General features: G+C 42.7%; 7 protein-coding genes. 1 reads left to right on the top strand and 6 read right to left on the bottom strand.

What is annotated here, in order from left to right:
* The first annotated feature begins 222 nt into the window (after positions 1-222).
* Positions 223-2,649 carry a phosphocholine-specific phospholipase C gene (locus tag BMY50_RS15495; protein WP_093326305.1) on the top strand — a complete coding sequence of 809 codons (2,427 nt, stop codon included), beginning with the start codon at positions 223-225 and terminating at the stop codon, positions 2,647-2,649.
* A gap of 114 nt (positions 2,650-2,763) precedes the next feature.
* Here BMY50_RS15495 and BMY50_RS15490 read toward each other — a convergent pair whose 3' ends face one another.
* The 6 genes from BMY50_RS15490 to BMY50_RS15465 all read right to left on the bottom strand — a co-directional run bounded on the left by BMY50_RS15490 (position 2,764) and on the right by BMY50_RS15465 (position 14,117).
* Positions 2,764-4,416 carry an FAD-dependent oxidoreductase gene (locus BMY50_RS15490; protein WP_093326304.1) on the bottom strand — a complete coding sequence of 551 codons (1,653 nt, stop codon included), beginning with the start codon at positions 4,414-4,416 and terminating at the stop codon, positions 2,764-2,766.
* Between the two features lie 164 nt (positions 4,417-4,580).
* Positions 4,581-5,801: an MFS transporter gene (locus BMY50_RS15485; RefSeq protein ID WP_093326303.1), complete on the bottom strand. Its 1,221-nt coding sequence runs from the start codon at positions 5,799-5,801 to the stop codon at positions 4,581-4,583.
* A 111-nt stretch (positions 5,802-5,912) separates the two neighbouring features.
* A complete protein-coding gene (locus BMY50_RS15480) occupies positions 5,913-7,907 on the bottom strand; it encodes an FAD-dependent oxidoreductase (protein ID WP_093326302.1) in 1,995 nt (664 codons plus the stop codon).
* 13 nt (positions 7,908-7,920) lie between these two features.
* The gene (locus tag BMY50_RS15475) at positions 7,921-9,357 is read right to left on the bottom strand and encodes a RagB/SusD family nutrient uptake outer membrane protein (RefSeq protein WP_093326510.1); all 1,437 of its coding nucleotides are present in this window, start codon (positions 9,355-9,357) and stop codon (positions 7,921-7,923) included.
* Positions 9,358-9,383: 26 nt separating this feature from the next.
* Entirely contained in the window at positions 9,384-12,623 is a 3,240-nt protein-coding gene (locus tag BMY50_RS15470) for a TonB-dependent receptor (RefSeq protein WP_238383786.1), read from the bottom strand.
* 303 nt (positions 12,624-12,926) lie between these two features.
* Positions 12,927-14,117, bottom strand: a complete 1,191-nt coding sequence (locus tag BMY50_RS15465) for a FecR family protein (protein WP_093326301.1) — start codon at positions 14,115-14,117, stop codon at positions 12,927-12,929.
* Positions 14,118-14,205: the final 88 nt, after the last annotated feature.

Below are 14,205 nucleotides of genomic sequence, written 5' to 3'. Positions count from 1 at the left end.
TATTCATTTAACTATAACTCACCGGTTTTAAATAAGTTTTTTTCTCTACATTCTTTTGCAACAAACGGAAGTGAGAGATAAATGGTGCGCTGCATAATGTGTATAAAAACCCTACAATGTTTAAGTGTTTGTAATAATCAGTTAATAGTCTTTTTATAACTTTGCACACAAATCAATCAAATGACAATATACACCAAATAAATGGTGGCTACAATAATTCTTATGACGGAATCAAGAAGATCCTTTTTAAAAAAAGCATCCCTATTGGCTGGCAGTACCGCGTTAGCCAATAACCTACCCGCTTCCATTCAGCGAGCTTTGGCGATCAATGCACTTCCCGGCACCACCTATTTAGATGCTGAGCACATCGTATTTCTAATGCAAGAAAATCGCTCCTTTGATCATTGCTATGGCACCCTTAAAGGTGTAAGAGGTTTCAATGATCCACGAGCTATCCACTTACCCAACGGCCTTCCCGTATGGTTACAAACAAACAAAAAAGAAGAAACGTTTCCTCCTTTTCGTCTCGATATCAAAAATACAAAAGCCACCTGGATGGGATCTTTACCCCATGGATGGAACGATATGGTAGAAGCCCGTAATTATGGAAAAATGGATACTTGGCTAGAAGCCAAAAAAGCTGGAAATAAAACCTATCAGCATATGCCATTAACGATGGGTTATTACGACAGACAGGATATTCCGTTTTATTATGCCTTGGCGGATGCCTTCACTGTATGCGACCAACATTTTTGCTCATCGCTCACCGGTACCAGCGCAAACCGCTCCTATTTCTGGTCGGCCTCCATACGCGAAGAGGCGCATAATCCACAATCAGTAGCTCATGTTAATAATGATCAGATTAACTATCAGAATGTGGGATGGAAAACCTTTCCGGAACGATTACAAGAGGCCGGTATTCCATGGAAAGTATATCAGAATGAGCTGAGTCTTCCCGTTGGTTTTGAAGGAGAAGAAGAAGATTGGTTAGCCAACTTCACCGATAATAACTTGGAATTTTCTAAGCAATATCATGTTCGATTTCATTCCGCCCATCGGGCATTTATGGAATCCGAATTGAAACGTTTGACGACTCTTTTAGAAAGGGGTAATTTAACCAAGAAAGCATTAAAAGAAACGCAAGAAAAAATTGCTACTTTGGAACAAGATATAGCATTGTACAGTGTGGCCAATTTTGATAAACTAAGTACACTAGAAAAGGAAATACATGCACGCGCTTTTGTGACAAATACTGCAGATCCGCATTATCATGAACTGGAAACTATCGCCATTGACGGCAAAGAAGTAAAGGCTCCAAAAGGTGATATCTTCCATCAATTTCGAAAAGACGTTACCTCAAATCAATTGCCTACGGTATCGTGGTTAGTAGCTCCCTGCAATTTCTCCGATCATCCAGGAGCGCCTTGGTATGGTGCATGGTATGTTTCGGAAGCTTTAGATATTCTAACGAAGAATCCTGAAGTTTGGAAAAAAACAATCTTTATCTTAACCTATGACGAAAATGACGGATATTTCGACCATATTCCTCCTTTCGTTCCACCGCACAGCGACAGAAAGGAAGACGGCGCGCTAGCTGATGGGCTGAAGACAGCCGATGAATTTGTGGATGAAAAAGATGCGATAGGTCTCGGCTTTAGAGTTCCATTGGTGGTGGCCTCACCTTGGTCGAAGGGTGGCTATGTAAATAGCGAAGTATTTGATCACACCTCTTCTCTACAATTTCTAGAGCACTTTATAGAACACAAAACAGGAAAAAGAATTATCGAGGAAAACGTGAGTGCTTGGCGACGCACTATATGCGGTAACCTAAGCTCCGTATTCCGCCCAAATGGTGAAGAGAAAGCGCTTAACTCTTTGACAATAGATAGAAATCAATATATTGAAGGTATTTTTTCAGCAAAAGAAAAAATGTTACCCGGCAACTTTAAAAAAGTTCCTCAAGATGCCCTGGATGAGATGGCAAAAAACCAAGATTGGCATGCAGTATTACCCAGACAAGAGCCCGGCATAAAACCCGCATGCTCCATTCCATACAACTTGGTTTTAAATGCTTTTTTAGACAAAAAGAGTCAGCAAATAAATTTTCATTTCTTATGTAAAGGTGATTTGCCAAAAACGAAGGCAATAGGTGCCCCTTTTCAGCTATACGCAATCAATTTTTTCGGCAATGAAAAGGAAATCGGCCATAACTGGAACTTTGCAGTAAAAGAAAATGAGCCGCTATCCTATCAGCTTCCATTAAACGCGTTTGATCAAAACAACTATCATTTCAGGGCCTACGCTCCAAATGGTTTCTACCGGGAATTCAAAGGTAATGATCAGGATCCTGAAATATTGGCCGAAGTAAGTGCTTTCAGCGATAAAACAAAGCTAAGGCTTCATCTTGAAAATCGATCTGTTAAAGAACTGTCATTGACAATAACGGATAGATCTTATAAGCAGGAGCCCAAAACCCTGCAACTTCCTGCTGGCGCAAGAGAAGTGCTCATGGAATTAAAAAACACTTCGGGATGGTATGATTACAGCGTACAAGTTGAAGGATATCCTCATTATGAGCAACGTTTCGCTGGTCATGTCGAAACAGGTACCGTAAGTACAACAGACCCCTATATGGGAGGTATGATTTAATAATACGTCTACTAAGTAGCGCTAAAAATGCGACTAATGAAGCAAGGCGATTAACCTCCCTCATCGATTTACGTTAATTCAACAAGGGACTTTACAGCCCCCTGTTGAATCAATTTATTGAACAGGTTTCTCCAGTACCTGCTCCTCATTTTTCAGTTGTTTTTCCAATGCGGCATAGGCTACATCCTGCACACCCACACCTTTATCAATAGCCAAGGAAGCGGCTAACGAGGCACTTTGACCGAGAATCATAAAAACGGGTTCCATACGGATACTGCCGAAAGCGATATGTGAGCTGGAAACGCAGACAGGCACCAATAGATTCGTGCATTCTTCTTTCTTAGGAATAAGAGCGCCATAAGCTATTTTATAAGGTCCTTTTTTCGGGGAGACGCCGATGTCCCCTTCGTTTTGAACGAAGCCATCTTCTTTCACATAACGTTGTACATTATGTGAATCCAAGGCATAAGATCCCATCCCAACTGGATCCTTGATTTCACGGTCGCTAAAGGTATCATGCTCCGTCATCACATAAGCACCAACTAACCTACGTGCCTCCCGCACATAAATCTGATGAGGCCAATTGCCATTGTCTTTAAATTCATCCTTTGCCAATCCCCATTGCGCCATTTCAGTACGTACATCGTCTGGCACCTTTGGATCATTTGCTAAGAAATACATCAAGCCCTGCTGATAATCCTCATGTTCCTTGATAATCTCCTTCCTTCGTTCATAACTGGCTTCCGGATAATCATAATTCATTCCAATGAAATCTGTGCTAAAAGGCCCATGGTTATTTGTGTCCGTTTTTCTATTGGGAATAGGATCGTACTTCTGGAAGGTCTCTCGCCAACCTGAAGCATATACACGAGCTAACAACTCATAGTTTTCTGGTTTATAGTTCTCAGGTTTAGGAAAGGGTACGCGATTGTCTGGATGATTGCTCAAGCACATACGGAAACAATAGGCTTGTACACGCTTATCGGCTTCACCGTAGTTACCTGGATCTTCGGCGGAAACACCATAAAGTAAACCACTTGTACTATCGCCCGCCACTTTGTAAGGACTGATGTTCGACTTAAACCAGTGCCCATGATGTAAGACACCTGTTTGCACGCCATTCCATTTTTCGCCATATTGGCTGTTAGCCTCGCGCCCTACATGGTAACTCACGTCTGCAGCAGCCATCAAATCACCTTCATAAGTAGCGTCAATAAACATCTTACCACGAAACACCTTCCCGTTTAAGGTCTTAATAGAAACGATTCTTCCGTCCCTTTTCTCCACCCCATTTTCCCGGTCGAGCCATTCGTCTCGGCGTATATCTATATCGAATTCCTTTACATAATCTTCAAAAACCAGTTCTGCCACGTGTGGCTCAAATATCCACATGGTTCGTGCATTTCCATCAATGGCGGGTGTCCCCTGTCCTTTATTGCCATATTCAGAATGCTTCTGCCAGCGCCAAGTAGCGCTGTCCTGATAGGCCATATAAACCCTATGATAAAAATCACGAGCTAAGCCACCAATAACCGACTTATCTCCCGTGTCAGTAAAGCCCAAGCCCCCCGATGAAAGTCCGCCTAAATGATTATCCGGAGAAACTACAATAACAGATTTGCCCGACTTTTTTGCCTGTACAGCGGCCGTAATTGCGGCCGATGTACCACCGTAAATAATAATGTCTGCTTCTTCTCCCTCTTGTTGTTTAGGGCTACAAGCACAAATGCTCAACAAGGTGAGGATACTCAAAAGTAATTTTTTCATCTGTATATAATTTGTTTTTTAAAGGTGATGAAGCTATCATGATTTATTTTTCACTTTTTGTATGTTTTTCCGCGGCGTTCAAGAGCGCTACGCTTAGTTCATTTTACTGTGTGATTGGCAAATCATGATGGTTTCATAAAAAGGAAAGTATATTGGTTAAAAAATTAATTCATGTCTTCTATATAATCTAAATCTTTGTGGAAGGTATCTTTCATTCCTCCTACGGCCCAGAAGGCTAAACCCAATAATAGTCCCCCTACTAAGGCTCCTCCATAAATCATTGATCCCGTCCATTGCGTCAGGAGGTGAAACAAAATAGTAGAGGGTACCAAGGCGCCCCTAGCGAAGTTGGGTGCAGTGGTTGTCACCGTCGACCGTATATTCGTCCCAAACTGCTCGGTGGAAATAGTCATAAAAATGACCCAGTAGCCTACAGAAAACCCTAGCAAACCGCATAAAGGGTAAAACCATGTTAAGGAGATGCCGGGCACAAAAAAGTAAACCGATATACTAGCCACCGCCAAAAACAAAAAGAGATATACCACTTTGACGCGGCTTTTCAGCGCCTGACTTAACAGCCCACTTGCAATATCTCCCAACGCCATCCCGCCATAACACCAAGCTACCGCAACACCCGCGTTAATATCACCCTTCACCCCTAAAAGTTTACCAAACTCCGGGGATAACGTAACCAAGATACCCACTACATACCACAAAGGCATCCCGATAAGAATACATCGGAGGTATTTTAGGAGATTAGCTTTCGATCTAAATAAACCCATAAAATCCCCGCGGCTTTCGGCCCTTTTGGCTTGATAGAACATCCCCGATTCGGCAACTCCCACTCGCAACAACAAAAGCAAAAGCCCCAAACCACCACCAATGAAAAAAGAGGTACGCCAATGAAATAAATCAGAGACAAAATAAGCAACCACAGCACCCGATATGCCCACCGACGCGACAAGCGTTGTTGCATACCCCCGTTTCTCCTTCGGCATTAATTCAGCAACAAGTGTGATACCTGCACCCAACTCACCCGCCAAGCCTAATCCTGCGATAAATCGATAAATGGCATATTCCGTAACTGAATGTGCAAAACCATTGGCCACATTGGCTAAGGAATACATCAAAATAGATCCGAAAAGCACCGATAATCGCCCCTTCTTATCCCCTAATATCCCCCAGGCAATTCCACCTATCAGCATGCCAACCATTTGAATATCTAATAACAAAATACCGGTGTCCGTCAACTCTTTCCCCGTCAAGCCCAAATCTTGGAGGCTCGCTACACGCACAATACTAAAAAGGAGCAGATCATAAATATCCACGAAATAGCCGAGGGCCGCAACGAAAATAGCGGCAGCAAGTTTAGTTTTTTGATTCATTTGTCGTTTTTTTCTTTTCGGATATGGAATTTAAGCGCTATTATTTTAATGTTGCTCAAACTAAAACCATCTAAATATACATTTTATCTTATAACTCTATTATTTAGCACCTTAATCCTCCGATGGAACGAACAAGACAGCGTTGGCAGCAACTGTCCCTTCCGTTCCTGCTGTTCCAAATTCTACATAAACGGGTTGTTCCGTCTTCACTGTTTCGAAAGAACCCACGGGAACCCACGTACTGGATGTCTGGCCTTTAATCTGTACCTCAGATAAGGCTAACAATTGTTTTTTCTCTTCCTGACCATTAAAAACCGTTAATGGTATTTGTGGTGCGCTCGTTTCTGTTTTGGGATAGTAAATATATACCTTGTATTTCCCCGAAGGTATGGTCTGGAAATTAAAGCGTGCTTTGTCTGCACCGTCGTTCGCCTTGCCTTCCAAGTAACTGTTTCCATAGCCCTTTGATAGTCCTTCTTCCCACTGTCCTTCTAGTTTAACAGACTTGCTATCTGTAGATAATACCAGGTAATCAACCTTCCGCAAGTCTGCTTTAGGGTTTGCAGCCAATACAGCCTTAATATCATCCGTAGCTACCTCCTGAACGTTGACATTTTTATCTATCGCTAAACAGGCCGCTACCGCAGCCGATTGCCCTAGCACCATGAAAACTGGCTCCATTCGGATCGAACCATAAGCTATATGGCTTGCAGACAAGCACACAGGCACCAGGAGGTTGGTCGCCTCGCTTCGTTTCGGCGTGATAGACCTATAGGATATCGGAAATGGCGGAAATCCACCAACCTCCACATTTCCCTCATTTTTCACTTGCCCATTTACCACTATACGGTCGCAATTATGCGAATCCATCGTATAAGCAGCGTAGCCCACCTCATCTTTTACCACTTCCTGGCCTTGACAGTGACGCTGTGTCATCACCAATTCTCCGATCATCCGTCGTGCCTCGCGAACATATAGCTGGGGGCTCCAATGGCCATTATTCACATATTCGTCTTTGGGGTAGCCCCATTTATTCATTTCCTCTCGGATGAAGGCCGGTACTGAAGGATCATGGCCAACAAAATAAAGTAGACCCTTCGTATAATCTTCATGCGCCTTGATAATTTCCCTACGACGCTCGTAGCTGGCATCCGGGTATTCCCAGCTCATTCCAATCATATCTGTTGAAAAGCCATTCCGATTATTGATATCGGTTTTGCCGTTCGGCATTAAACTCCAAATAAACACATCATTTAGTTCCTTCCATGGTTGAAGCTGCTTTTGTCTCCTCAACAGCTCATAACGCTTAGGATCATAGTTATCTGGTTTCGTAATAGGAATTCGGTTCGCCGGTACATTGGTCAGTGCTATCCGGTAATTATACGCCTGCACCTTTTTATCGCCCTTTCCTTTAGCGCTTACTGGCGCTGAATTGATTCCCCATAACAGCCCGCTATTTGGATTACCCGGCACAACATAGGGGTCAACTCCGTCTGGAAACTGGTGCCCTGTAAGCAGCTGCACGCCGTTTAAAGTTTCACCATATACCTTATTGTCTTCCCTTCCAACATGATATGACACCCCGGCTTTTGCTAAGAGATCACCCTCATAAGTACAATCCATGTACATCTTGGCCTTCACCTTCATTGAAACCGTTCCCAGCTTATTAGCCGATTGCAAGGTAATATCCGTAATCTGGGTACCTTGTTTCGATACATCCATTAACAGCTGCTCATAAACAACCTCTGCCTTGCACTGATCTATATACCATTTAAAGGTGTTCTCAGCTATATGCGGTTCAAAGATCCATTGTTCAAAGGAACTATAATGTTTTCCCAATCTCCGATAAAAATCTAACGCCAGGCCACGTACTACATATTTGTTACCAATGTCCGTCTGTCCAAGCCCACCGGAACTCATTCCTCCCAGCATTTTTCCCGGCTCAATAAGCAATACTGTTTTACCGGCCTTCGATGCCGTATAGGCTGCCATAACACCCGCGGAGGTACCGCCATAAATACATAGGTCTACTTGCTTCACAGGCTGAGCGAAGGAAGCGCTAAGCAAAAAAACGAGCCCAGTCAATATTAACCATCTTCTTTTCATCTGTAAATAATTATTAGTATCCCGGATTTTGTTCACCTTCCATTGCCTTGTTATATAATATCTCTGAATTTGGTAGCGGCCATAACATCACTTTATCCGCTACGGTAATGCCTTTAATCTCTAGAATCCGCTCTTTTGCAATACCCAACCTTACCATATCCAACCAACGTTTCCCTTCGTACATCGTCTCGTAACCTCGTTCTTCGATCACTTTATCCAAAAATGAATCCAGGGTAAAATCCTGTAACTTGAAATCAACCGGCGAAGCAACAGTTGAAGGATAGCCATATGCCCGTCTATGTACCTTGTTTAAACTTTCTAGTGCCGCATCTGTAGGAACTCCCTTTGCTCGCGCGTCTGCTTCCGCATGAAATAATAATAAGTCAGCATAACGATACCACGGGTAGTCGTTCGCTGCTCCGGCCGTTGCATCTGGATCTCTAAATTTTCTAAACAAACAGGTAGTAGGTCCTAGACCAATATCTACATTGTAAAGAATATGTTCTTTTCTAAGATCGGCATTGTCCCAGCTTTTGATGAAGGGGTTTTTCAGTGAGTCCGTATACTGCGCATATACACCTCCCGGTCCGTAGTAACTGTATTGAGCAGTTTTCCGATGCGCATAGCTCACCAAGCCAAAACCTTGCTGTCTATTAAACTTTAAATAAAAGATTTCTTCCGGTGTATTCACCACATCAGGGCCGAATATTTTCTGGAAATCTTCCGATGCAGAGACTTCGACCAAGCCAAACCTACCAGAAGAAATTACTTCGGATGATTTGGCGGCCGCCTGCTCCCAATTTTGCTGATACAGGTAGATTTCCGTCAACAAGGTCTTGGCCGCCCATACCGTCGGCCTTCCGAGATCTTGCACGGTAGGTGGCAAGCCTGCCTCTGCATCTATTGCATCCTGCAATACCAAATTAAACACCTCGTCCACAGAAGATCTTGGAACATCAGAAAGGTCTATATTGGCCTCTGTTCGAATCGGTAATCCGCCAAAACATCGAGCCAATGAGAAATACATCATCGACCGCAGGTATTTTGCCTCGGCGATGAAGAGTGCCTTGTCTTCATCGCTTATTTCTGTGGCTGAAGGCACTTTAGAGATAACGATATTAGCATTCCGAATGGATCGATATAAACTATCCCATACGGTGCTGACGCGGTTGATATTCGTATTGTCTAGTCCCTGGTAAGTACTTACCGGTGCTTGCGACCCCCTTGAGCTTCCATAATCGGGTAAGCCTTCTAATTGCGCCGGATAATTTAGTCCAAATGCTCCATCACCACGCATGGGCCCATATATCGCATTAACAGCAGCCTTCGCTTCAGCACTTGTATTATAAAAATTATCCTCGGCTTGGGATTTCGGTTTTTCTGTCAACTCATCTGAGCAGGCCGAAACAATGAGTAATAATCCTATAAGTCCTATTATTAAATTCTTCATCTTAATCTCTTTATTAAACGAATCCATTAAAAACTTGCTTTTATCCCAAACGTCAAGGTCTTTGCTGTTGGGTAAACATAGTGGTCTATACCAAGTACAATCGAATTATTACCCCCATAGGAATTCACCTCTGGATCATACCAAGAATAGTCTGTTAGCGTGAATAAGTTTTGCGCGCTTATATATACTTGCCCGCTCGATAACCACTTCAACTGCCATTTATCCGTTGGCAGGTTGTATGCCAGTTGAATATTCTTCACACGTAAAAAGGATCCATCTTCCACAAAACGGTCAGACATCTGTGCTTGCGAGTTGGTTTTAATGACGGGATATTTTGCGTTGGTATTTGTTGGTGTCCAATGATCGGTATACACTTCACGTAACATATTAAGCGCCTGCCCGTAATCATAACCCTGCCCTTGCGCACTCAGGTTATAAATATCGTTGCCCTTGCTTCCCTGCACAAAAATGGAAAGGTCGAAACGCTTGTAAGACATGGAAGAAGTAAGACCATATGTGAAGTCGGGATTCGGGTCACCAATAATTTGCTTATCTCCTTGATCTCGACTTCCATTATCATTGAAGTCTTTGTAAATAATATAACCATTCGCATCATAACCGTCTTCTACATATCCGTAAAAAGACCCCAGGGGATATCCTTCACGTAAGATATTGATATTATCGCTGAGCGCTGCACCGATAACACTTCCCAAAATATCATTCCCACTATAGAGTTCCATCACTTTATTCCTATTAAAGGATATATTTCCTCCAAGTTGCCAATTAAAATCTCCCTTTAATACCTCGCCCGTTACATTCAGATCAATCCCTTTGTTTCGAATTTTACCTACGTTCTGCACGGTGAACGAATAACCCTGCGAGGCGGGTAAGGTAACGTTGTTCAGCAAATCGCGCGTATTCTTTACATAAAAATCGGCTGTTATGCTTAATCTATTATTCAGCAATCCCAAATCAATACCAATATCCGTTTGCGCTGTTGTTTCCCATTTTAGGGGGCCAGCCAAGCGGTTGCTAGGTGAATAAGCAGGTACCAGGGCGTCGCCGAATACGACCTGACTAGAGACCAGCTGATTCAATGTAAAATATGGATCGATGGCCGTATTCCCTGTTTCGCCGTAACCAACACGCAATTTTAAGTCAGAGATCACAGGAATACTTTTAATGAAAGGTTCTTCAGAGAGACGCCATGCCAAAGCGGCAGAAGGGAAATAGCCCCATTTTTGCCCTTCGCTGTATCGCGAAGAACCATCCGTCCGAAAACTAATCGTAGCTAAAAAACGATTATCAAATGAATAATTTACCCGTGCTAAGTAAGAGATCAAACTCCATTTTGTATAAGATGACTTAGGTACGTTCTGTGTAGCCGCCGCTCCAATGTCATAGGTTTCTTGATTATCACTGATGAAACCCGTTCCTGAGGCCGAAAAAGTGGTTGCCACATAGTTCTGATAAGTAAAACCAGCCAGTGCATTGATATTATGTTTACCGAAGTCCCTTCGATAATTAACGGTATTTTCGCTCAGTACACTGGTTACTTTTGGTGTCGAAATGCTTGCCGAGCCTGTGGAATTGACAAATCTCGTTGTTCTATATATGTCCGTACGCTCATTTCCATTTTCGATGCCTCCTAAGGTTTTAAATATCAACCCTTTTATGGGTTCATAGCTCAGAGAAAGATTTGCAAGCACATTATCCGATTTCGTTTTGTTAGATTCTTGATGTAAAAAGTTCAAGGGATTCACAATTACGTTCGACCCCCAAGTATAAGCCTCTGTTAGGTTTGTATAGCTTCCATCGGCATTGTACAAGGCCATTGTGGGGTAACCTGAAAGCGCCGCCGAGATCAACGAACCTCCCCGATTTCCCTTTTCTGATTCCTTTCTGTTTTCATCAAAGCGGCTTAAAATACCACTGAAATCAAATTTTAATTTATCACTGATATCCGAATTTAAATTCACGCGCAAAGAATTCCGAACATATTCACTCCCTACGATGATTCCTTTCTGATTAAAATTGCCACCGGAAACAGAAAATCTTGTCTTATCATTTCCCCCACTGATTGTTACAGTATTACTGATGATCGGTGCACTACGGAACACCACGTCCTGCCAATCGGTACCTTCGCCAAAAGAAGCAACTTCATCCGCCGTAAAATGAGGCGCAAGACCATCGTTAGCGGCCTGTTCATTATAGAAATTCGCATATTCCGTTGCATTCATTAAGTCAAGCTTTTTACGCAAAGACTGACTACCGATGTAACCGTCGTAATCCACTTTAACTTTTCCCGATTTTCCCGTTTTTGTTGTGATGAGTACAACGCCATTTGCGCCCCTAGATCCATAAATGGCTGTGGCCGAGGCATCTTTTAAAATCTCAACCGATTCGATATCGGCGTTATTCAACAGTAAGGGAGAGCCGGAGTAAGGAAATCCATCTACCACGTAAAGAGGCTCATTACTGCCTTTTATGGAATTTGTACCCCGAATACGAACGCTGACAGGGCTTCCCGGTGAACCGGTATTTTGCGAAACATAAACACCTGAAGCTCTACCCGCCAATGATTGAACCATATTCGAGGAAGGTACCTGGCTTATTTCATCCGCTTTTATAGAAGCGACAGCCCCTGTGAGGTCGCGCTTTCGAGCGGTACCATAACCTACTACCACCACTTCATCTAAATCGCTTACCGACTCTTTCATCGTGACATTAATAGTTGTTTGATTACCAACAGCTTTTTCGATGGTTTCAAATCCTAGAATAGTAAATACCAGCACAGCCCCTCCGCTGCTCATGTTAATTTGGTAATTACCTTGCGCGTCCGTTGAGCTTGCCACCGAGGTCCCTTTTACTAATACTGTAACCCGTTCGATGGGTTTACCTTGCTCATCTGTCACCCGGCCGATTACACTTTTGGGTTGCATTTCTACAAATTTGGGTTGGTAAAGCCTGCTTGACTGGCTAGCTTTAATCACAATGGTGCCATCTTTCAGCGTCCATTCTAGCGACAAAGGTTTCAATAAAACGGTCATTGCTTCATCAAGTGGTGCATTTTTAAAATCCGCCTCCACTTTTTTATCTGCCAAATCTTTCCCGTTCAGAAAAAAAGGATGGCCACTTTGCTTCTGAATACCCCGCATCACCTGTGCGAGGGGAATATTCTTTGCTTTCAGCGTAATGGTTTGAGCAAAACTACCCGCAACCGCCTGCATCACAGAAAGAAGTGTAATGAAAACTGCTAGTTTCATAATCAGTAGCCATCGATAAGTCAAAGGCCAAAATGAACCTTTAACACATGCGTAAAAAATCATATGTTTGTACTGTTTGAATGGTGTAATATAAAATTGGTTAGATCCTTTTGCTACCCTCGTGGCAGCGATATTGCGCATCCAAATCTGCCGGGTAGTGTCTCCAGCACTATCCGGTTCATTGATGCTTTGGTTTACGTTACGTTTTTTTGTGCTTCATCATAATTGCATCTCCGTTTAATGGTTAATAATTTCATTTATCTCCTGTTGTCTCTATTCACCGCCCCCGTTTATTATGCGTACCTAGTACACAATAAGTTTATTTTTACCTGCTGCTTTTTCAATCTTAAACCTTACCCCTCCCTCCTGTAAAATTTTTAGTACGGCCGATAATGTTTTAGCTCTGCTTATTTCACCGTAAAAATAGGTGTCAGGCACTTTGCCACTATATACCACCTCCACATCATACCATCGGCTCAATTGTCTCATAGCATCCGCTAACCTCGTTTCATCAAAATAAAAAACACCCTTTTTCCAACTGATATAGGGTGTAAGATCTACTTTAGCAATTGACATTTCACCGTTTAGCACCGTACTTTGTTCACCTGGACTAAGGATTGTTGGTAAATTGCCAGCTTTATTTCCTATTGAAGAAGAGGGTATCACACGAACAGCTCCTTCTACCAAAGTGGTCTTCACTGTTTCTTCCTCTGCATAAGCCGAAATATTAAATTGTGTACCTAATACTTGTGTTAGTTGTCGGTCGTTTTTTACCAGGAAGGGCCTTTGCTTATCAGATGATATTTCAAAATAAGCCTCACCCTTCAGCTCCACCGTTCGGTTTTTATTATCAAAATTAGTAGGGTATTTCAGGACACTGGCAGCGTTAAGCCAAACACGCGAACTGTCGGGTAACACTATTTTATACTGTCCCCCTTTGGGTGTTTCTATGGTATTATATGAAATTGCTTCACTTCCATTCTTCGGAGTCGGCATCACCTCGTAAACAATCTGGCCGTCTGCTGTTTTGCTTATTTTAATCCCTTTTTCTTCCGCCAACGCTCCATCAGTAGCCATATCTAAATTTATCTTACGCCCGTCAGCAAGCGTTAATATCGCTTTATTACTGCCCGGATCGATATCTTCGCTGGCAGCCATTCGTTCCTGCTTAAAACCAGCAGATTCTTTCCTATAGAAATAGGCTCCTATACTCAACATAACAAGCAGTACAGAAGCTGCCGCGATCATGGAAATAACGCGCGATCTGTTATATTTTTTTTCTGAAGGGCCTGCATGCATATGCGACATCAGCCGGCTAAGCAGCCTATCCTGAATCACTTCCTCCCCGTCATAATTCGTAGGAAGCTCGGCGCTTTCATCATCATGGTTGTTGTACCAGGCTTCAAAATCGGCTTTTTCCGATTCTGTCAATAAGCCTCTTTCCCATTTATAGGCCAATTCCTTAATATATGCGCTGGAAAACTTCGAAGCCATTATATAGTACCTTTTATCTATAGTATCATAATTGACCAGACAACCTTAGTCGTACTGGATTTTTTTTAAAAATCTAGGGAAAATTTCG

Source organism: Olivibacter domesticus, assembly GCF_900109575.1.
GTDB classification, from domain to species: Bacteria; Bacteroidota; Bacteroidia; order Sphingobacteriales; family Sphingobacteriaceae; genus Olivibacter; species Olivibacter domesticus.
Note: the sequence above shows the minus strand (reverse complement) of the source record. Positions and strands in the feature narration are given on the sequence as shown.

What these genes read in the sequence shown, in the direction of transcription:
- BMY50_RS15470 (WP_238383786.1), bottom strand. Translation starts at nt 12,623, where the DNA reads ATGAAACTAGCAGTTTTCATTACACTTCTTTCTGTGATGCAGGCGGTT.
- BMY50_RS15495 (WP_093326305.1), top strand. Translation starts at nt 223, where the DNA reads ATGACGGAATCAAGAAGATCCTTTTTAAAAAAAGCATCCCTATTGGCT.
- BMY50_RS15485 (WP_093326303.1), bottom strand. Translation starts at nt 5,801, where the DNA reads ATGAATCAAAAAACTAAACTTGCTGCCGCTATTTTCGTTGCGGCCCTC.
- BMY50_RS15480 (WP_093326302.1), bottom strand. Translation starts at nt 7,907, where the DNA reads ATGAAAAGAAGATGGTTAATATTGACTGGGCTCGTTTTTTTGCTTAGC.
- BMY50_RS15475 (WP_093326510.1), bottom strand. Translation starts at nt 9,357, where the DNA reads ATGAAGAATTTAATAATAGGACTTATAGGATTATTACTCATTGTTTCG.
- BMY50_RS15465 (WP_093326301.1), bottom strand. Translation starts at nt 14,117, where the DNA reads ATGGCTTCGAAGTTTTCCAGCGCATATATTAAGGAATTGGCCTATAAA.
- BMY50_RS15490 (WP_093326304.1), bottom strand. Translation starts at nt 4,416, where the DNA reads ATGAAAAAATTACTTTTGAGTATCCTCACCTTGTTGAGCATTTGTGCT.